General features: G+C 61.1%; 16 protein-coding genes, 1 tRNA gene and 1 riboswitch. Of the genes, 7 read left to right on the forward strand and 10 right to left on the reverse strand.

Going from position 1 to position 19,586, the window contains the following annotated elements; translation table 11 throughout:
• Positions 1–5 precede the first annotated feature (5 nt).
• Positions 6–1,268: an SAM-dependent methyltransferase gene (locus JET14_RS03055; protein ID WP_200336747.1), complete on the reverse strand. Its 1,263-nt coding sequence runs from the start codon at positions 1,266–1,268 to the stop codon at positions 6–8.
• A gap of 225 nt (positions 1,269–1,493) precedes the next feature.
• Here JET14_RS03055 and JET14_RS03060 point away from each other — a divergent pair, with 225 nt between their 5' ends.
• Positions 1,494–2,357: a hypothetical protein gene (locus tag JET14_RS03060; RefSeq protein WP_200336748.1), complete on the forward strand. Its 864-nt coding sequence runs from the start codon at positions 1,494–1,496 to the stop codon at positions 2,355–2,357.
• Between the two features lie 3 nt (positions 2,358–2,360).
• On the opposite strand, the gene JET14_RS03065 is transcribed toward JET14_RS03060, so the two are convergent.
• The 5 genes from JET14_RS03065 to rplU all read right to left on the reverse strand — a co-directional run bounded on the left by JET14_RS03065 (position 2,361) and on the right by rplU (position 6,782).
• Positions 2,361–4,646: a Tex family protein gene (locus JET14_RS03065; RefSeq protein ID WP_200336749.1), complete on the reverse strand. Its 2,286-nt coding sequence runs from the start codon at positions 4,644–4,646 to the stop codon at positions 2,361–2,363.
• A gap of 162 nt (positions 4,647–4,808) precedes the next feature.
• The gene (locus JET14_RS03070; RefSeq protein WP_200336750.1) at positions 4,809–5,375 is read right to left on the reverse strand and encodes a GNAT family N-acetyltransferase; all 567 of its coding nucleotides are present in this window, start codon (positions 5,373–5,375) and stop codon (positions 4,809–4,811) included.
• Complete coding sequence (locus JET14_RS03075; RefSeq protein WP_200336751.1) at positions 5,372–6,010, reverse strand: GNAT family N-acetyltransferase; 639 nt, start codon at positions 6,008–6,010, stop codon at positions 5,372–5,374. Before JET14_RS03075 ends, JET14_RS03070 begins: the two co-directional genes overlap by 4 nt.
• A gap of 144 nt (positions 6,011–6,154) precedes the next feature.
• Positions 6,155–6,427 (reverse strand): 50S ribosomal protein L27, encoded by a 273-nt coding sequence (gene rpmA / locus JET14_RS03080; protein ID WP_138746465.1) that lies wholly within the window; start codon positions 6,425–6,427, stop codon positions 6,155–6,157.
• A 40-nt stretch (positions 6,428–6,467) separates the two neighbouring features.
• Positions 6,468–6,782, reverse strand: coding sequence for a 50S ribosomal protein L21 (gene rplU / locus JET14_RS03085; RefSeq protein ID WP_024706187.1), 315 nt, complete (start codon positions 6,780–6,782; stop codon positions 6,468–6,470).
• A gap of 313 nt (positions 6,783–7,095) precedes the next feature.
• On the opposite strand from rplU, the gene JET14_RS03090 reads away from it, so the two are divergent.
• Positions 7,096–7,185: transfer RNA gene (locus JET14_RS03090), tRNA-Ser, on the forward strand.
• 161 nt (positions 7,186–7,346) lie between these two features.
• On the opposite strand, the gene JET14_RS03095 is transcribed toward JET14_RS03090, so the two are convergent.
• On the reverse strand, positions 7,347–8,795 hold the full coding sequence (locus JET14_RS03095; RefSeq protein WP_200336752.1) for a DUF6880 family protein: 1,449 nt from the start codon (positions 8,793–8,795) through the stop codon (positions 7,347–7,349).
• A gap of 291 nt (positions 8,796–9,086) precedes the next feature.
• Between JET14_RS03095 and JET14_RS03100 the strand changes: the two genes are divergently transcribed.
• The 4 genes from JET14_RS03100 (at position 9,087) to JET14_RS03115 (ending at position 14,675) form a co-directional block, all read left to right on the forward strand.
• Positions 9,087–9,866, forward strand: coding sequence for an acetoin reductase (locus JET14_RS03100; protein ID WP_200336753.1), 780 nt, complete (start codon positions 9,087–9,089; stop codon positions 9,864–9,866).
• 357 nt (positions 9,867–10,223) lie between these two features.
• Entirely contained in the window at positions 10,224–10,997 is a 774-nt protein-coding gene (locus tag JET14_RS03105; RefSeq protein ID WP_200336754.1) for a YrhK family protein, read from the forward strand.
• Between the two features lie 221 nt (positions 10,998–11,218).
• Positions 11,219–12,835 carry an FMN-binding glutamate synthase family protein gene (locus JET14_RS03110; RefSeq protein ID WP_200336755.1) on the forward strand — a complete coding sequence of 539 codons (1,617 nt, stop codon included), beginning with the start codon at positions 11,219–11,221 and terminating at the stop codon, positions 12,833–12,835.
• A 232-nt stretch (positions 12,836–13,067) separates the two neighbouring features.
• A complete protein-coding gene (locus JET14_RS03115; protein WP_200336756.1) occupies positions 13,068–14,675 on the forward strand; it encodes an APC family permease in 1,608 nt (535 codons plus the stop codon).
• A gap of 74 nt (positions 14,676–14,749) precedes the next feature.
• Here JET14_RS03115 and apaG read toward each other — a convergent pair whose 3' ends face one another.
• Both apaG and JET14_RS03125 read right to left on the reverse strand, forming a co-directional pair.
• A complete protein-coding gene (gene apaG / locus JET14_RS03120; RefSeq protein WP_246750603.1) occupies positions 14,750–15,133 on the reverse strand; it encodes a Co2+/Mg2+ efflux protein ApaG in 384 nt (127 codons plus the stop codon).
• Positions 15,134–15,207: 74 nt separating this feature from the next.
• Positions 15,208–16,392, reverse strand: a complete 1,185-nt coding sequence (locus tag JET14_RS03125) for an O-succinylhomoserine sulfhydrylase (protein ID WP_200336758.1) — start codon at positions 16,390–16,392, stop codon at positions 15,208–15,210.
• Between the two features lie 33 nt (positions 16,393–16,425).
• A riboswitch (SAM riboswitch) is annotated at positions 16,426–16,503 on the reverse strand.
• Positions 16,504–16,572: 69 nt separating this feature from the next.
• Between JET14_RS03125 and JET14_RS03130 the strand changes: the two genes are divergently transcribed.
• Positions 16,573–17,661 (forward strand): 2'-deoxycytidine 5'-triphosphate deaminase, encoded by a 1,089-nt coding sequence (locus JET14_RS03130; RefSeq protein ID WP_200336759.1) that lies wholly within the window; start codon positions 16,573–16,575, stop codon positions 17,659–17,661.
• Positions 17,662–17,753: 92 nt separating this feature from the next.
• On the opposite strand, the gene JET14_RS03135 is transcribed toward JET14_RS03130, so the two are convergent.
• Positions 17,754–19,433: an alpha-glucosidase gene (locus JET14_RS03135; protein ID WP_200336760.1), complete on the reverse strand. Its 1,680-nt coding sequence runs from the start codon at positions 19,431–19,433 to the stop codon at positions 17,754–17,756.
• Positions 19,434–19,586: the final 153 nt, after the last annotated feature.

Here is a 19,586-nt window from a genome sequence, read left to right on the forward strand (position 1 = left end):
AGGCTTCAGTCGAATTCGACCGGTTCGAGAGGCGCCCTGGTCGCTTCCGCGGCCTTGAGCTTCTCCTCGGCCTCGAACATATAACGACGGTTGTTCGGCGTGGCAAACTGGCTCTTGGAGAGCTGCATCTGGAACACGAACATCTTGTCCCATTCGAAGGCCATTTCCGAACCCGCCAGATAGAATTCCCACATGCGGAAGAACTGCTCGTCATAGAGCTTGATAGCCTCTTCCTTGCGGGCGACGAAGCGTTCGCGCCAGGCACGGAGCGTGTAGGCATAATGCATCTGCAGGATTTCGACGTCGCGCACCAAAAGGCCGGATTTCTCCACCGCCGGCAGGACCTCGGCAAGCGAGGGGATGTAGCCGCCGGGGAAGATGTATTTCTCGATGAAGGGGTTGGTGTGGCCATGGCCGGCGATGTCGCGCCCGATCGAGTGCAGCACCATGACGCCATCGTCATCGAGGAGCTCGAAGCACTTGTCGAAAAAGTTCCTGTAGCGGCCGATGCCCACATGTTCGAACATGCCGACCGAGACGATCCGGTCGAAGGGCTTGGCCTTCATCGTCCGGTAGTCCTGCAGCTGAAAGCGCACCCTGTCGGAAAGCCCGCGCTTTGCCGCGCGGTCCTCGGAAATGTCATGCTGTTCATGGGAGAGCGTGATGCCGGTGCAGTCGACGCCGGCCATTTCGGCGAGATACATGCTGAGCCCGCCCCAGCCTGAACCGATCTCGAGCACGCGCTGGCCTTCGCTCAGTCTGAGCTTGGCGGCGATATGGCGCTTCTTGGCGAGCTGGGCCTCGTCGAGCGAAATGTCCGGAGGGTCGAAATAGGCGCAGGAATACTGCCAGTCCTCGTCCAGAAACAGGCTGAAGAGCGGCGGCGTCAGATCATAGTGGTGGGAGACATTCTTGCGGTTCCTGTTGATCGGCAGGCGGGTGCCGACCTGCGCCAGGCCGATGCGCCAGAACAGTTTCATAGCCATAAACGGATTGAAGACGATATCGAGCGTGTTGCGCCGGACAAGCGAGAGAAAATCGTAGATATCGCCTTCTTCCATCAGGAAGCGGCCCTGCATATACATCTCTCCGAGAGTGAGCGCCGGGTCCTTGGCAATGAGATCCTGTGCCTGCCTGTCGGTGAAGCGGATCGCCACGGGGTCGCCCGTGCCGTCCCCGAATGTGGTGACCTCCCCCGTTTCCGTCTTGACCCTCAGTGTTCCGGTTTTAATGATCTTGTCGATCAGGTCGAACAGCGGTGAAGCCATCTCAATCCCCTGAATGCCTGCTAATGTCACATATTATTAAGCGTACAATATTCGTTTTGAAACAAGAAACAAGGCGGTTCGGCCATCTCCCGCGCCTTGACTTCCGGCCTTTATTTCAAAGACTTGTAGAATTCACAATTTTTGGTTGCGACGTGCCGACGTGTTTGAAAATGTGTGACGGAAAGACTTTTGTGCGAATTGATTCGGGTGCCGGAGGCGTGAACGATGACATTTGGCGGACGGCTGAAGGCGGTCATGGGCGGATCGCTGGGCCTGTTCTTCTCAAACATCGTGGTCGCGCTGAGAATCGCCTGGCCCTGGGGGCTGTTGGTCTTTCTCGTCAGCCTGTTCGCGCCGGCCGAGCCGCAGCATTTCGAAGTCGAGACGGTCACCACGCCGCAGGCTCTTCTGTTCATCATCGGCTTTGTCGTCATGGCGGCGATCTATGCGATCGCCTTTGCCTCCGTCGCCGTTGCCTGGCATCTACATGGGCTTCTCGGTGAGATGCCGAAGCCGTTTCCGATCCGATTTGCCCGACGAGAGCTGCGCTTTCTCGGGCAGGGCATCCTTGTCGGCCTGGTGATGTTCCTGATTGGCCTGCCGGTTGGGCTGGCCTTCGGTATATTGACGGCTATTCTTTCCCATTCGGGCGGCTTCGGAGTCGCAGTGCTCGCGATTGCCGGCCTCGTTGGCTATTTCACCATCATTTCAGTGGCCATGCGCTATTCGCTCATCTTGCCGGCAACGGCGATCGACCAGGATTTTGGTCTCGGCGGCGCGTTCTGGCGCGGCGAGGGCTTCGGCCTTCCCATGGCGATCACCAATGTCGTGATCGCGCTTCTTGTAGCGCTCCTGTCGCTCGCTCTGCAGTTTGGCGTTGCCGCGCTGGCCGCGCTCTACCTAACGGTGGCGCCGGCGGCTCTGGCGCCGACGGTTGGCGCCTTCGTCACGGTCGTTGCCACGTTCTTTGATACGGCGACCTCGTTCTTCACCATCGTCGCCGGGCTTGCGGTCGTTACCACCGGCTATCGGTTGGGCTATGAAAGCCGGGGTTACGACATATACGGCAACCGGTTCGACACCGACTGAGCGCTACTTCCGGCGCATGGCATCGGCCAGCGCCGCGCCGAAGGCGCCCTGGCTTGGCCGGTCTTCCCGCTTGTTGTCACGCTGGGGCTTGCGGTCGCCGCCGCGCGGTCCCCGGGCAGCGGGCGCGCCGTCATCCTTCTTCATCGACAGGCCGATGCGCTTGCGCTTCACATCGACGTCAACCACGCGCACCTTCACCACATCGCCGGCCTTGACCACCTCGTGCGGGTCCTTGACGAAACGGTCGGCAAGCTGGGAGACGTGGACAAGCCCGTCCTGATGCACGCCGATATCGACGAAGGCGCCGAAGGCGGCGACGTTCGTCACGGTGCCTTCCAGCATCATGCCCGGCTTCAGGTCCGAGATCTCGTCAATGCCATCGGCAAAGCTTGCGGTCCTGAATTCCGGGCGCGGGTCGCGGCCGGGCTTTTCCAGCTCCGCCAGAATGTCGCGCACCGTCGGCAGTCCGAAGCGTTCGTCGACGAAAGCGCGCGGATCGACGGACTTCAGCGCCGCGCTGTCGCCCATCAGGGATCTGAGATCGCGGCCGCAGGCGGCGACGATCTTCTTGGCAACGTCATAGGCTTCCGGATGCACGGCGGAGGCATCGAGCGGCTCCTTGCCGTCACGGATGCGCAGGAAGCCGGCGCATTGCTCGAAGGCGCGCGGACCGAGGCGGGCGACCTTCAGCAGTTCCTTGCGGCTCTGGAATGCGCCATTGGCGTCGCGATGGACCACGATCGCCTCGGCAATCGCGGGGCCGAGGCCGGAGACGCGCGCCAGAAGCGGGGCGGAGGCCGTGTTGAGATCGACGCCGACGCCGTTCACCGCGTCTTCGACCACGGCGTCGAGCGAGCGCGACAGCTTGATCTGGTCGACATCGTGCTGGTACTGGCCGACGCCGATCGACTTCGGCTCGATCTTCACCAGTTCGGCCAGCGGGTCCTGCAGGCGCCGCGCGATCGACACCGCGCCGCGCAGCGAGACATCGAGGCCCGGAAACTCCTTCGCCGCAGTTTCGGAAGCCGAATAGACCGAGGCGCCGGCTTCCGAGACGATCACCTTGACCGGTTTCGGCTCGGGGATTTCCTTCAGCAGGTCGGCAACGAGCTTTTCGGTCTCGCGGCTTGCCGTGCCGTTGCCGATGGCGATCAGCGACACCTTGTGACGGGCAATCAGCGCCTTCAGCACGGCCATTGATCCCTGAACGTCATTGCGCGGCTGGAAGGGGTAGATCGTGGCCGTGTCCAGAAGCTTGCCGGTGCCGTCGACGGCGGCCACCTTGACGCCGGTGCGGATGCCCGGATCAAGGCCGAGCGTGACGCGCGAGCCGGCGGGGGCTGCGAGCAGCAGGTCCTTGAGGTTGCGGGCAAACACATGGATCGCCTCGTCCTCGGCCCGCTCGCGCATCTCGCGCATCAGGTCGAGCGAGAGCGAGGTGGACAGCTTCACCCGCCAGCACCAGCCGGCAACCTGCATCAGGAACTCATCCGCCTTGCCTTTGCTGCCGATATCAAAGAAGCGGGCGATCATCTGCTGGGCGGGCTTGACGGGCGAGGGATTGTCGCGGTCGGCCTCGATCGCCACCGTCAGCACCTCCTCGTTCCAGCCGCGCAGCATGGCAAGCACGCGGTGGCCCGGCGCGGTGGCGAATTTTTCCGCGTGCTCGAAATAGTCGGCGAATTTCGCGCCGGCCTCTTCCTTGCCGTCGACCACCTTGGCGTAGAGCATCGCGTTGTCGCGCATGTATTGGCGCAGACGGCCGACGAGTTCGGCGTTTTCGGCGAACTGTTCGGAGAGAATGTCGCGGGCGCCGTCAAGGGCGGCGCGGATATCGCCGACATTTTCGTTGAGATAGGCGGCCGCGAGGCTTTCCGGATCGGCCGCACGGTCTTCGAAGATCGCGTCTGCCAGCGGCTGCAAGCCGTTTTCGCGCGCAATCATCGCCCTTGTGCGGCGCTTGGGCTTATAGGGGAGGTAAAGGTCCTCAAGCTCGGATTTGGTGGTGACGGCGGCGATCTTGCCCGCCAGCTCATCCGTCATCTTGCCCTGGCCTGCGATCGATTCCGTGATCGTCGTCCGCCGCGCCTCGAGCTCGCGCAGATAGGTCACCCGCTCCGACAATTGCCTCAGCTGCGTATCGTCCAGCCCGCCGGTCGCCTCCTTGCGGTAGCGCGCCACGAACGGCACGGTCGCACCGCCATCCAGCAGCGCGAGCGCCGCATTCACCTGGTCGGGCCGGGCCTTGATTTCATCGGCGACGATGCGGGCAATCTTGGTGTCACTCATGGGGCAGGTCTGTCCGGTTCATTGTCTCTGGTCGCGGAAGGTAGCGATGCGGGCGCCAATGACAACCAAAATTCATGTCGGAACCATGGCCATCCCCATGGATGTGCGCCGGGTTTCACAAAGAAAAGGCCGGGCCGCTTGCGCTGGCCCGGCCCTTGATCATCAGCCGAAGTGATAGGGGCGGAAATAGTCCGGCGTCAGCGCCGTCGTCACCTCCTGCACCATGGCTCCGCGGCTTGCGGCATAGATGTCTCGCAAGCCGGTGACCTGGAAGCCGAGACGCTGCTGCACCTTCAGCGAAGCAGCATTTTCGGCCATGGCGCCGGAATTCAGCGTGAACGCGCCCTTCTCGGCAAAGAAGCGGGCCACAAGGGCGGACGCCGCCTCGCTCATGAAGCCACGGCCCCAGTAGTAGCGGTTCAGCCAGTAGCCGAGGTGATAGCCGCCCTGCCTGAGCTCGATGGAGACGAGGCCGATCAGCACCCGGTCTGCCGGCTGGGTGATGGCGAAGGACCATGCCCGGTCGCTGCTGTCGGCGTTGGCCTCAAGCCAGTCCTCGGCATCATCGAGCGTGAACGGGTAGGGCGGACGCGACAGCATGCGGGTTACCGAAAAATCGGAGAGCACGCCGGTAATCGCCTCAGCATCTTCAGCACGAAGCGGCCGCAGGCAAAGCCTCTCGGTGTCGATGGTCGCGGTCTTCTGTCGCTCTTGCAGGTCAAGGCTCATCTCTGTCCTCCCCAGCTCTTCAGCGACATCCAGTTGCGCCGTTCCAGCCGGTACCATTCGACCGCGACCGACCCGCCGATGGCGAGCGACTGGACCATGCCTGGCCCCTGGAACTGGAAGCCGCACTTGTGCAGCACACGCCGCGAGCGCGGGTTGACGACCCGGCAACGTGCGTCGATATGGTCGACCTCGTTTCTCGTGCGGAAGACCATGTCGATCAGAACCTGGGCGGCTTCCGTGGTGTAACCCTTGCCCCAATAGGGTTCGCCCAGCCAGTAGCCGATCTCGACGACGCTTTCGTCATCGGGCGTGTTCTCGATGCCGCAGCAACCGATGAATTCGCCGTTTTCGGCTTTCGTGATGGCATAGACGCAATTGCCGATCGCGCCCTCTTTGGTTCGCTCCACGAACTTGGCGGCATCATCGATCGTATAGGGATGCGGCATGCGCGACACCATGGTCGCGATCTTGTCGTTGTTGGCGAGATGGGCAATGGCGTCAATGTCATCTTCGTGCGGGGCGCGCAGAACGAGCCTTTGCGACAGAAGAACGGGGCAATCCCGCCTTTGCAAATCCGGCCTCAGCCGCTCTCTGGAAAGCCGGGATTGGCTCTCCCTTTGTAGATCCCTTTGCATTGTCAGGTCCTTTCCTGGGTTTGAAACGAAAGAAGGGAAGATGGTGGCGTCCCATCTTCCCTTCTTTTTCAAATTCCAGGTCCGGTAACCTGATATTTAAAAGCCGGGTCGATGTGACGCCGGCTTTTAAATGAGCGGTCCGGCTTATTCCGCTGCTTCTGCCTGTTTCGGCGCCACGGACACGTACATGCGGCCGTTGGCGCGCGCACGGAACGTAACATTGCCTTCAATCTTGGCGAAAATCGTGTGGTCCTTGCCCATGCCGACATTGTCGCCGGGATGCCACTTGGTGCCGCGCTGGCGAATGATGATGTTGCCCGGAACGACGTTCTCGCCGCCGAACTTCTTCACGCCAAGGCGCTTGGACTCAGAATCGCGACCGTTGCGCGACGAACCGCCAGCTTTTTTATGTGCCATTGGAGTTCTCCTTTAAACCTTCGAAACTTCTGCTTTCAGATCAACCGGCGACGATGTCGGTGATCTTCACGACCGTGACGTGCTGGCGATGACCGCGCGAACGCTTGGAGTTCTGACGACGACGCTTCTTGAAGGCGATAACCTTGCGGTTACGGGTCTGCTCGACGACTTCCGCCTTGACGACGGCGCCCTTGACGAAGGGAGCGCCGATCTTGGCGTCAGCGCCTTCGCCGACAACGAGAACGTCGGAAAACTCAACCGTAGCGCCTGCTTCGGCATCGAGCTTTTCGATGCGCAGCGTGTCTTCGGCATTCACGCGGTACTGCTTACCGCCGGTCTTGATGACTGCGAACATTTTTTTACCTTTCATGTTCTCAATCCGGCTCTGCTCTCTTTGGCTTGAAAGAGAACGGCCGTCTTTTTATCAGCCTGGTTAAAGCAGGGAGTTGCAAAGAAAAATTCTTGTCAAACCCGGTCTGCCGGTGAAGTCTCCCTTGCGGGAGAATTTCGCGCATGCCGCAGGACACACGCATCCGGCAGGGTGCTTACGATGAAGCCGCCGCAAAGTCAATAAATCACCGCAAAAAAGCTTGCGCCATGCTCTTGCAAGAACGCCCTTTGCCAGCTAAGAGACACCCCGCGCCAAGAGCGCAGACCACATGGTTCCTGGAGAGGTGGCAGAGTGGTCGAATGCACCGCACTCGAAATGCGGCATACGGGCAACCGTATCGGGGGTTCGAATCCCCCCCTCTCCGCCAGTTTTTCAATATAAAGATTAATGATGTGCGTTGCGGCTTTTTTGCGCCGTTTGATGCGCCCAGGAGTGCTCGGTTTTAGCCGGGCACGAGCGAGGGCCACGGCCAGGGCGCTTCCTTGAGGCTGATGAGATGCCTGATGAGCATTTTTCGCAGAGACAGAATCAATAAAGTCGCTCCACGGCTGCCCAAAAGCCTGTTTTTCTGCCGTGGTCGCGTTGCAGCTTTGTCAGATAGCTATGGTGTGAGTCAGCTGATCCGAAACCGTCAATATGCACCGCAAGTGCTTCGCACTCGATCAGATGTCTGGCCGCGTGCTTGTAGCGGCTGGAACGGGCGCTGTTCAGGCTGAAGTCGATCATGGCTCTGAGCAGCAATGTCGCCGCAAGCGGGTATTTTTCCTTCAGGGTTTCGCTGGCCGGTGTCAGAAGTTCGTAATAATTGCCGTCGATTTCACCACTACGGTCGAGGATTAGTGCATTGGCTTCGCGAAGCGCCGGCCATTCCATAAAAAACAGCAGGGCTTGATGCACGTTCGGATACGTCGCGACCCAGGACATCGCTTTTTCTTCTGCCTCGATGTCGTCAAAATCGGGCAAGCGTTTCAGATAGTCTTGGAGATGCTGCTGTTCGAGCGATGCTTCAAAACACTGCCATCTGAAGTCCTGCGCCTCGTCTGCGCGGCCCAGTGCCTCAAGCGCATCGGCGCGTGCACGTTCCCATTCCAGAACCGGCAAAAGCCGGTCTTTCTTCGGTGCAGCCTGGTCGAGCCGCGTCAGCGCTTCTCCGGCTCTGCCGGCTTCAAGCAGCCGTTCCGCTATCTTCGCGGCGATCATCGGCGAGCGCATGGCTTCTTCGGTCTGCAGCGCGATATAGGCATCGACGTCGCCCTCGGCGTCGGCAATGACTTCCAGCGCGATGCGGGCGGACAGATCATCGTGACGGCTATAGACCTCATCCTCGTAAAGTGGCCCGTTCTGGCTCATGCCGATGATCCGGCCTTCGCGCCTGGGCTTTTCCTGTACGGTTTCGTCGAGCCATTGAGTGGAAAGTTCTTTCAGGCGTGCGAGTCCGTCGGCGCCGAGCGCCGGTAGCATTGCCTCGATCAGCGGATCATATTGACCGTAGCCGTTGTCGCGCAGCGCCTGAAATACCTTTTCCGCCAATGTTTCGGGCGACGTTTCCGATGCCTTTGCGATGCGCCCGGCATCAACACAGGCGAGATGAAAGCTCTCGACGAGCGAACCGCTGCCATCATCCGAGCGTGCAAAGATGGAGTCGGCCAGGTGCAGAAAGCGCCAGATCAGCTCCAGCGCCTCATCAGGGTCTTGAGGTTCAAGCTTCTCGATGATTGCCGAACGTTGGGTCTCGAGGTCCGCTTTCAGCTTCTTGACCTTCCTCCAGTCTATGAAGCTGCGGGCGCGCTGTAAGCGGGTGAGGTGCTTGCGGATCTCCCGGGCCATCTCGCCACTGCTCTGTTCGCCTGCAAGTTCCAGGCGCAACCGCCGTTTATGGGCAGCGCTTCCGGTCGAGATTTCGATCAAGAGCTCCGCCAGCCGCTTTGCGCCGAGCGCTTCCAGGTTCTTCGCGTTTAGCGTTGTCTTCTTGGCCATAAGCTCCGGCTCACTTAAATCTCATACCGATATTATTCGTTGAGTTGCGACAGTGGAAAGCTCCGATCTGGAGAAAACACCTCTCGAAAATCAAACGCGGTATCGCAATTCCGCCTATGCGTTACCACATGGAAAAGTGGCTCACTAATCAAGTGAGTAAACCAAGCCGGCGCGCAGAACCGGCGGGCTTTTGGGGAACGCCGTTCTGCTCTCGTGTGCGGAAGCAGGAACCGAACCATGCGTGTGACCAGTTTCTCACTGTCATGCCGCAGAATGCAAAGGAAGGTTATCATGTCCCTCAAAGGTAAAGTCGCGTTGGTCACGGGATCAAGTCAGGGTATCGGGCGCGGTATCGCGTTGCGTCTGGCAGCGGATGGCGCGGATATCGCTCTGGTCGACATTCAGGCCGAGAAGCTTGCAGCGGTCAAGTCCGAGGTCGAAGCGCTCGGGGTGAAGGCCACAACGTTTGAAGCCGATGTGAGCAAGCGCGACCAGGTCTATGCCGCCATTGATCATGCCGAGCAAAAGCTGGGTGGCTTTGATGTGATGGTCAACAACGCCGGCATCGCTCAAGTGAAGCCGCTCGCCGATGTCACGCCGGAAGACACGGACCGCATCTTCCGCATCAATGTTGACGGCGTGCTCTGGGGTATTCAGGCGGCAGCGAAGAAATTCATCGCGCGCGGCCAGAAGGGCAAGATCGTCAATGCCTCTTCCATTGCGGGACATGATGGATTTGAAATGCTTGGCATATATTCCGCAACGAAGTTCGCTGTTCGGGCTCTGACGCAGGCCGCCGCCAAGGAATATGCAAGCCAGGGCATCACGGTGAATGCCTATTGCCCGGGTATTGTGGGCACCGACATGTGGGTCGAGATCGACGAGCGCTTTTCGGAGCTTACCGGCGCGCCCAAGGGCGAAACCTATAAGAAATATGTCGATGGCATTGCGCTTGGACGCGCGCAGACGCCTGAAGATGTTGCGGCGCTGGTCGCTTTCTTTGCAAGCAGTGACTCCGACTACATTACTGGTCAGTCATTTCTGACCGATGGCGGGATTGTCTATCGCTGAAGCTGTAGCAGAGAGAATTCGGCGGCGGATTTTTCCCGCCGCCTCGCTTCGCTTGCAAACCTCTCCTTTTTACGGGCGTCCTTGGCCCTGTGCAGAGGAGCTGGCTACCGTTGTGCAGGGGCAGCGCCGGGTTTCATAACATATTGAAGTCATTTCCCGCCCGAGAGGCTTTTCGCGTTGAGTCGTGCTTGGTTGCTCGGGACAGGCCCGAGCATGACGGCGGGGCGTGAGGCAAGCTTTGTCAACGCAACTGCGGCGGCCTGTCTTCCCGCTTTTCAGGGTTTTTGCATCCCGGGGGTTGTTCCTGGGCCTGCGCCGGGGCCATGATCGGCGGCGAAAGAGGGAGCCCGGTCCGCCATGCCGCATATGTTCGTCAACCGACCGCGTATTCATGATTTTGTCGCTGACGATCCCGACAACAGAAAGAACTTCCGCTGGGAGACCATCAATGCCGCCGCCTATCAACTGGGCGGGCTGGTGTTCATCTTCGGCAGTATCTGTTTCTTCCCGGCGCTTTCCGCCTACGTCGATCTCGGCGCCTGGACCTTCTTTTTCGGTTCGCTGCTCTATCTCCTGGTCACCGGTCACGACCTGATCGAGGTGTTCATTCATGCCCGCGAGCGCGAGAGCATTGCCACGCTTTGGGACCGCCTGGAGTTCTGGGCGGCGTGGACCTATGTCGCCGGCACGCTGCTTTTCGTCGCCGGCAGCATCTTCTTCCTGTCGTCCGTCGGCTGGGAAACGGCCGGCGCCTGGTGTTTCATCATCGGCAGTGTTCTGTTCGTCGTCGGCGCGGTCATCAACGTCATCCAGATCGTCCAGGCCGACGATCTCGTGACGCTTCAGATGATGAACCTGACCGCGGTCGCCTTCGTCGTCGGATCGACACTCTTTGCCGTCGCCTCGATCCCCTATCTCTGGGAGGTTTCGAGCCCTGCCGACGAGGTCAGGATCGACGGTTTTCTCGCCTGGCAGTATCTCGTCGGAAGCGGATTGTTCTTCATCGGCGGCCTGCTCAATTATCGCCGCGCCTACCGCATCGTGGCCCAGGCGCTCGGCAAGCCGACCCTCTACGCCAGCCATCCGATGAAGCCCCTAGCGCCGCGCAGGAAAAAGCCCTGGGAGCGCTAGCGCATCGGCCCGAAAACCGGAATCGCTTTTCGGAAAGCACGATGCGTAGATTCCATAGGTAAGAGCGTCCTTTGTGCGTCCGAATGGACGCACGGCGCTCTGGGACGCTCCGATCGACCTGCCGAACCCGCCTTGAGACAACACCTGAAATTGCAGAGACCGGCTAGCCATAACGTAAGCGTTCTGCTAGCGCATGACATAAGGAAAAGGGGGAAGTCTCGATGGTTGACATGCTTTTGCGGTGCATCGTGCCGATCGCGGCCGCTTTCTTCACGGTTGTGGCGCTCGCGACGGGATGGTTCTGGATCCTCTTGTTCACGGTTCCGGCTCTGGCGGTCTCGGCTTATGACTGGTTCCAGTCGTCATGGACAATTACCCGCAACTATCCCGTATTGGGTCGCATCCGCTGGATGGCTCTTTCGCTGCGTCCCTTCATCCGCGCCTATGCGGTTGAGGACGATACCCATGGGACGCCCTATTCCTATGCGGCGCGCGAACTGATCAAGACGCGCTCGCACGGGCTTCCCGATACCATTCCCTTCGGGACGGAACTCGAGCTCTATTCCGATCCGCATCACTGGATTTCCCATTCCATGGCGCCGGAGCGCAATCCGGACCTCTCACCGCGCATCATGGTCGGCAATGCGCAGGCGTCGAAGCCTTATTCGGCCTCGATCCTCAACATCTCGGCGATGAGTTTCGGCGCGCTGTCGGCCAATGCCGTCAAGGCGATGAACATCGGCGCGCGCGACGGCGGCTTTTATCAGGATACCGGCGAGGGCGGTCTGAGCCGTCATCACCTGGAGCATGGCGGCGATCTCGTCTGGGAGATCGGTTCGGGCTATTTCGGCGCGCGCGACAAGGACGGCCGGTTCGATCCGGAAATGTTCCGCGACAAGGCGGCGAACGACGCGGTGAAGATGACCGAGATCAAGGTCAGCCAGGGCGCCAAGCCCGGGCATGGCGGCATGCTTCTGGGCTCCAAAGTGACGCCCGAAATCGCCGAGGTTCGCGGTGTTCCGGTCTATCAGAACTGTCTGTCGCCGCGTGGTCATTCCGCCTTTTCGACGCCGGCGCAGATGCTGCATTTTGCCGCCACAATGCGCGAGCTCTCCGGCGGCAAGCCGGTTGGCATCAAGTTCTGCGTGGGCCAGCCGCACGAGCCCTTCGCGCTGGTCAAGGCGATGCTGACGACCGGCATCTATCCCGACTTCATCGTCATCGACGGCGCGGAGGGCGGCACGGGCGCCGCGCCGCTGGAACTTGCCGACTGGGTCGGCATGCCGCTCTGGGACGGGCTGGTGCTGATGCGCAACGCGCTCGTCGGCGCGGGCGTCAAGAAACATGTGCGGCTTGCCGCCAGCGGCAAGGTGTTCTCCGGCATGGGGCTCGCCCACAACCTCGCCCTTGGCGCGGACTGGTGCAACGCCGCGCGCGCCTTCATGATGTCCGTCGGCTGCATCCAGGCCCAGCGCTGTCACACCGGCACCTGTCCTACCGGCGTGACCACCCAGGACAAGTGGCGCCAGCGCGCGCTCGTGCCGGAGGAACAGGGGCACCACGCCGCCCGGTTCCACAAGAAGACGCTCGAGGCGCTGGCCGATATCGTTGCCGCCTGCGGCTTTGTCCATCCCCAGGATCTTCAGCCGCACCACATCATGCACCGCGTCGGCTCGCATGATTCCGTGCCGCTCGACAAGCTTCATCCTTTCCTCGCCGAAGGCGTGTTGTTGTCGGATCCGGACTCGACGATCTATGCCGACTGGTGGCGCGCGGCAAGTTCCGACAGTTTCCGTCCCGTGGAGGACCTCGTTCGCATCAGGGCGAACAACGGCTGAGAATGTGTGGTCATTCTTTTATCGCAATGGAGGAGAATTCTCTCTTTCATACGGGTTGATCCGCGCCTTCACGTCAGCGCCAGAAACTAACGGAACGGCGCGCAAAGCGATTGACTTGAAACGGCGTGCGCATGAATACTTAAGATTGTGAGTAAATACATTCGCTGCGGTGTGCCAGCAGGGGTGGCCGGCTGCATTCAGTGAAGCGCGTTCAGCTAGGGGAACATAAAAAATGGCAATGCGACGCGAAATCGGCCTGATCGGCCTGACGTTTGTCGCCGTGGGCGGCGTTTTGGGATCGGGATGGCTCTTTGCGCCGCTCGATACGGCGCAACTGGCGGGACCGGCCTCCATTATCTCATGGTTGATCGGGGCAGTGGCGATGCTGCTGATCGCCCTGACCTATGCGGAAAATTCCACGCTCTTTCCGATCGCGGGCGGTATCGCCCGTATTCCGCAGTTCTCCCACGGCCGGCTTCTGGCGCTGGCCATGGGGTGGAGCGCGTGGGTCGGATACTGCACGACGGCGCCGATCGAGGTGAAGGCCTCTCTCGGCTATGCCTCGTCCTATCTTCCGTGGCTGACCAACGCCACTGGCGGCCTGACCTTTTCGGGCTACATCGCGGCCGCGATCTTCCTTGCCGTGCTCACGGTGGTGAACGTGTTCGGCGTTGCCTGGTTCGCCCGCATCAACACGACGATGACCTGGTTCAAGCTGATCGTGCCGGTGATCTTCATCGTCGTCGTGGTCGCCGCGCGGTTCGAACCGTCAAACTTCACCGCCGCCGGCGGCTTCGCGCCCTATGGCGTTCCCGGCATCTTCGCAGCCGTTTCGACAGGCGGCGTGGTTTTCGCCTTCATCGGCTTCCGTCACGCCATCGACCTTGCGGGCGAGGTGAAGAACGCGCAGCGGGTGATCCCGCTCGCGCTGATCCTCTCCGTCCTGATCTGCCTTGCGATTTATCTCGGCCTGCAGATCGCCTTTGTCGGCGCCATCGACCCGACCTCGCTTGCCAACGGCTGGCACACGATCGAATCCAGTCATGAACTCGGTCCGCTCGGCGCGCTTGCTACCTCCATCGGCGTCTTGTGGCTGCTCAGCATGCTGAATGTCGCCGCCGTGATCTCGCCGGCCGGCAGCGGGCTCGTCTCGGTCAGTTCGAATGCCCGCCTGGCGCTTGCCATGTCGAACAACGGCGTGTTCCCGCGCCTGTTCGCCAAGCTGAACGAATACGGCGTGCCGCTCTGGGGCCTGATCCTCAACTATGTGGTCGCGCTTTTGATGCTGATCATCCTGCCCTTCCAGCAAATCCTGGCGCTCAACAGCGCGGCGGTGGTGCTGTCCTTCATCGCCGGCCCGGTGTCCATGGTGGCCTTCCGCTATCTCGCGCCGAATGCCCGCCGTCCCTTCGTGGTGCCTGCGGCCGGCGTCATTGGGGCGCTTGCCTTCATGATCGCCACGCTGATGATCTACTGGTCGGGCTGGAGCACGATCTGGGTTCTGCTTGTGTTGCTGTTCATCGGCGCGGCGCTGTTTTTCCTGCGCCTGGCGGTGATCGGCCGGGAGGATCTGGAACCGACGAGCGCCGCGTGGTTCGGGGTCTACATGGCCGGCGTCGCTATCATCTCCTATCTCGGCGGTTATGGCGGCGGGCTCGGCGTCATTCCGCATCCGGTCGATTCGATCGTGGCGGCCCTGTTCTCGCTTGCCGTCTTCCTGATGGCGGTGCGCGGACGGATCTCGCAGGACATTTTCGACCGCTTCCGCCGCGAACAGCACGATATCGAGCTGCAGGAATATGGCGGCGCCGATGTCGAGGATGTCATGACGCGCGAGTAATCCAGGCACCTGCCGAATGGCTTTCATACGCCGCCCTTTCCTTGAGCGGGGAGGGCGGCTTCTTCCCGCCGTCCTCAATGACGGGAGCGGTCCTCATAGGGGGAATCAAGCGAGAAGGGCGGAATGGCCACCTGCAGCAGGCGGTTGTCGCCGGTGCGGGCCACATAATGGCCGACCATGATGCCGGACGCGGTGTCGAGCGGGGCGGCCGACTGGTAGGAGAACCGTTCGCCGCTGGCCAGAACCGGCTGCTTGCCGGCAACGCCGGGCCCGTTGACGATTTCGACGACGCCATCGGCATTGGTGATGGTCCAGTGACGGGCGACGATCTGGACATCGACCGCGCCGTGATTGACGATCTCGATGTCATAGGCCCAGACGAACTGGTTCTCCGCCGGAGCGGAATGTTCGTCCAGAAAGCGGGTTTCCACCCTGACCTCGATCTCGTCCGTCGTCACGCTTTGCAAAAGCGGGCTCCCGCTGGCCTCTCCGCCGGGACCTTTCGCCTCCGGCCGGTCTGCAATTCTGGCGCTTATGCCGGCAGTTTTGCAAGGGCCTGGGCAAAATCGTCGACCAGGTCGTCGGTATCCTCGATGCCGGCGGAAAACCGGATCGTGCCGCCGGAAATGCCGAGCTCGGCGCGCGCCTCGTCGGAGAGGTTCTTGTGCGTCGTCGTCGCCGGGTGGGTGATCAGGCTCTTGGCATCGCCGAGATTGTTGGAAATCGAGACGATTTCGAGTGCATCCTGCAGCGCAAAGGCCGCATCCTTGCCGCCCTTCAGTTCGAAGGCGATGAGCGATGACCCCGCCGTCATCTGCTTGCTGATGATGTCGGCCTGGGGGTGGTCTGCGCGGCCGGGATAGATCACGCGGGCGACCTGTTTCTGGTCGGCGAGGAAATCCGCGATCTTTCCGGCGCTTTCCGTCTGCTGGCGAACGCGCAGCGGGAAGGTCTCCAGCCCCTTCATCAACAGCCAGGCATTGAAGGGCGAAAGGGCAGGGCCGGTATGGCGGAAGTAGTCCTGCAGTTCCTCCTCGATCCACTTTTTCGACGACAGGATGACCCCGCCGAGGCACCGGCCCTGTCCGTCAATATGCTTGGTCGCCGAATAGACGACAACATCGGCGCCGAGTTCCAGCGGCTTCTGGTAAAGCGCGGTGGCGAAGACATTGTCGACGACGAGGCGGGCGCCGGCCTGGTGCGCGAGATCGGCAACGCCGGCGATGTCGACCACTTCCAGCGTCGGATTGGTCGGGCTCTCGATGAAGAACAGCTTTGTGTTCGGACGGATGGCGGCCTCGAAGGCGGCGAGGTCGCGCCCGTCAACGAGCGTGCAGTCGATGCCGTATTTCGGCGCGAGCGTTTCCACGACCCAGCGGCAGGAGCCGAAGAGCGCGCGGCCGGCGACGATATGGTCGCCGGCCTTCAGCTGGCAGAGGATGGCGGCGGAAACGGCAGCCATGCCGGAGGCCGTGGCGCGGGCGTCCTCCGCTCCCTCGAGCGCGCACATACGCTTTTCGAACATGTCATTGGTGGGGCTGCCGTAGCGGGCATAGATGAAACCGTCGTCCTCGCCCTTGAAACGGGCCTCGGCGGCGGCCGAATTCTCGTAGAGGAAGCCTTGCGTCATGAAGATGCCTTCGGACATCTCGCCATACTGCGACCGCAGGCTTCCTGCATGAACGAGCTTGGTTTGCGGACGCCAGGACTTCTTCATTTCATCTCTCCAAACAAAAAAACCGGTCGCGAAGGGACCGGTTACCCGGCCTTTTAGCTACTTGTTTAACGTGGCTGCAAGCCGACCGGCCAAATCACCACAGGGATAAGGCGGCATAATCCCTATAAGCGCTTGCGTCAATTCTGAAAGATTGGTTTTGTCGGCCAACAGGAGCAAAACATGTCCAAGACGCCCGGAATCCTGCCCGATCACGCCATTGCCGCACTGCTCGAGCAGAAAAATCTGACCACGATGAAGCCGCTGGATCACGACCAGGTCCAGCCCGCAAGCCTCGACTTGCGCCTTGGCGCAAAAGCCTACCGGGTGCGCGCCAGTTTCCTGCCCGGTCCGCGCCACAGCGTTGCCGACAAGCTTTCGCGGCTTTCCATGCACGAGATCGACCTCTCGCAGGGCGCGGTTCTTGAAACGGGCTGCGTCTATATCGTCGAACTGATGGAGGGGCTCGCCCTGCCGGAGCATCTCTCCGCCTCAACCAACCCGAAAAGCTCGACCGGCAGGCTCGATATCTTCACCCGCGTGATCCCGGATTTCGCGCAGGAGTTCGATGTCATTCCTTCGGGCTATCGGGGACCGCTCTATCTGGAAATCTCGCCGCGCACCTTTCCGGTGATCGTGCGCCAGGGCTCGCGTCTCTCGCAGATCCGCTTTCGCTCCGGGCATTCGGTGCTCGCCGAAGACGCGCTGATGGCGCTGCATCGCGCCGAAACGCTGGTTGCCAGCGACATGCCCAATATTTCCGACGGCGGCATTGCGTTGTCGATCGATCTCGAAGGCGAGGGGCTGGTCGGCTATCGCGGCAAGCACCATACCGGGGTCATCGATGTCGACCGCAAGGCCGGCTACGACATTCTTGATTACTGGGAGCCGATCCAGGGACGCGGCAAGGGCGAACTGATCCTCGACCCGGACGAGTTCTATATTCTTGTCTCGCGCGAGGCCGTGCACGTGCCGCCGCTTTTCGCCGCCGAGATGACGCCGTTCGACCCGCTGGTCGGCGAATTCCGCGTCCACTATGCGGGTTTTTTCGATCCGGGTTTCGGCCATGCGGAGGCCGGCGGCAGGGGCGCGCGCGCGGTGCTCGAGGTCAGAAGCCACGAGGTGCCCTTCATCCTGGAACACGGCCAGATCGTCGGCCGCCTGGTTTACGAGCGCATGATGGATCCGCCGACGGCGCTCTACGGTTCCGGTCTCGGCTCGAACTACCAGGCCCAGGGCCTGAAACTGTCGAAACATTTCCGCGCAGGGTGAGAAGGCCCCGGAACGGGCGGAACGTCAAGGGTTGCGAGGCCGAGAAGGGAGGGCACCCGGCGGGCGCCGCCGGCATTTTTGTCCGCTCCCCGTCAGGTCGCGGGCTTGAGCACCACTGCCCCCCAGGGCAGAAGCGTCAGCGCGTCATCGGCGATAGCCGCGCCACGATCCTCATCGTTGCTGACGAGACCGGACGCCCCCTTCAGCGCCGCATGACGCCAGGTCACCGGTTCGCGCGAGAAGTTGATGGCCGTGACCAGACGGGCGTCATCAAGCCTGCGCTCGAAGGCGAAGACCGTCTCGTGATCGGGCGCAAGATCTTCATAGGTGCCGTAGACGAGCGCAGGCGTTTCATGGCGCAGCGCAATCAGCCGCCGGTAATGATGGTAGACTGAGCCTTGATCCGCCCGCGCGGCCGCGGCGTTGATCTCCAAGTAATTCGGATTGACCGCAAGCCAGGGCTTTTGCGCCGTGGTGAAGCCGGCATTCGTTGAAGCATCCCATTGCATCGGCGTGCGGGCATGGTCGCGGCTCACCCTGTTGAGGTTCTCAAGAAGCTCCCCGGCGCTGACCCTGCCGGTCTCGACATGGTCCTGCCTGAGGCCCCGCACCTCGATATCGTCGAACTGGTCGAGATCGGTGAAGGGATAGTTGACCATGCCGATCTCCTCGCCCTGGTAGATGAAGGGCGTGCCGCGCATGGTCAGCATCATCGTTGCCAGCGCCTTGGCCGAGAGCACGCGGTATTCCGGGGCGGGGTCTCCGAAATGGCTGACGGCGCGCGGCTGGTCGTGATTGCCGAGAAAGACGGTGTTCCACCCCGTCATGCCGACGGCCTTGTCGAGCCGATCGAAGGTGGCCTTCATGTCGGTGAGCTTGCGCGGCTTCCAGCGCCAGCCGTCGCGGTCGAGCATGACGACGGCGAAGTTGAAGATCATGTTGAGTTCGTTGCGGGCCTCATCGACGAAGAGCGGTGTTTGCGCGTCGGAAACGCCGGCAGCCTCGCCAACCGTCATGCAGTCATAATGCGACAGCACTTCGCGGTTCATTTCCTGCAGGTATTCGTGCAGACGCGGCCCGGAGGCATAGACCCGGCCCGGATCCTTCATCTCTTCCTCGGTCAGGTTGGGGAAGGCGAAATTCTTCGAGATGAACGGGATCACGTCCATGCGGAAACCCGAGACGCCCTTGTCGAGCCAGAAGCGCATCAGGTCATAGACTTGCGTGCGGACTTTCTCGTTGTCCCAGTTGAGGTCCGGCTGTTTCTTCGCAAAATAGTGCAGGTAGTAGTCGCCGGTGGCATCGTCCTTTTCCCAGGCCGAGCCGCCGAAATAGGATACGAAATTGTTGGGCACGCCCTTCGAGCCGTCGCGCCAGATGTAATAGTCGCGCTTGTCATTGTCGCGTGACGACCGGCTCTCCACGAACCATTCATGCTCGTCGCTCGAATGGTTGACCACGAGGTCGATGATCAGCCGCATGCCGCGTTTCTTGATCTCGGCGAGCAGGCGGTCGAAATCGGCCATGGTGCCGAATTCGGCCATCACCTTGCGATAGTCGCGGATGTCATAGCCATTGTCGGCGTTCGGGCTGTCGAAATGCGGTGACAGCCAGATGACGTCGATGCCGAGGTCCGCCACATGATCGAGCTTCTCGATGATGCCCGGTATGTCGCCGATGCCGTCGCCATTGGAATCGGCGAAGGAGCGGGGATAGATCTGGTAGGCGACGGCCTCTTTCCACCAGTGTCTGCTTTGCGCGGGCTGCGGCATGTCTGCCTCCCTTGTTGCTTGTTTTTCAATGCGTTTCTGATCCCGGATTATGTCCGCGCGGGCGCGAGGGCAAGCGCATACGCATGAAATGGGCTTTTCATCCGTGTGCCTATGAAAAGGCTTGAATAGCCGGATTCGCCGTCGCTCTTCTTG

This window comes from Martelella lutilitoris, from assembly GCF_016598595.1.
GTDB lineage: Bacteria > Pseudomonadota > Alphaproteobacteria > Rhizobiales > Rhizobiaceae > Martelella > Martelella lutilitoris_A.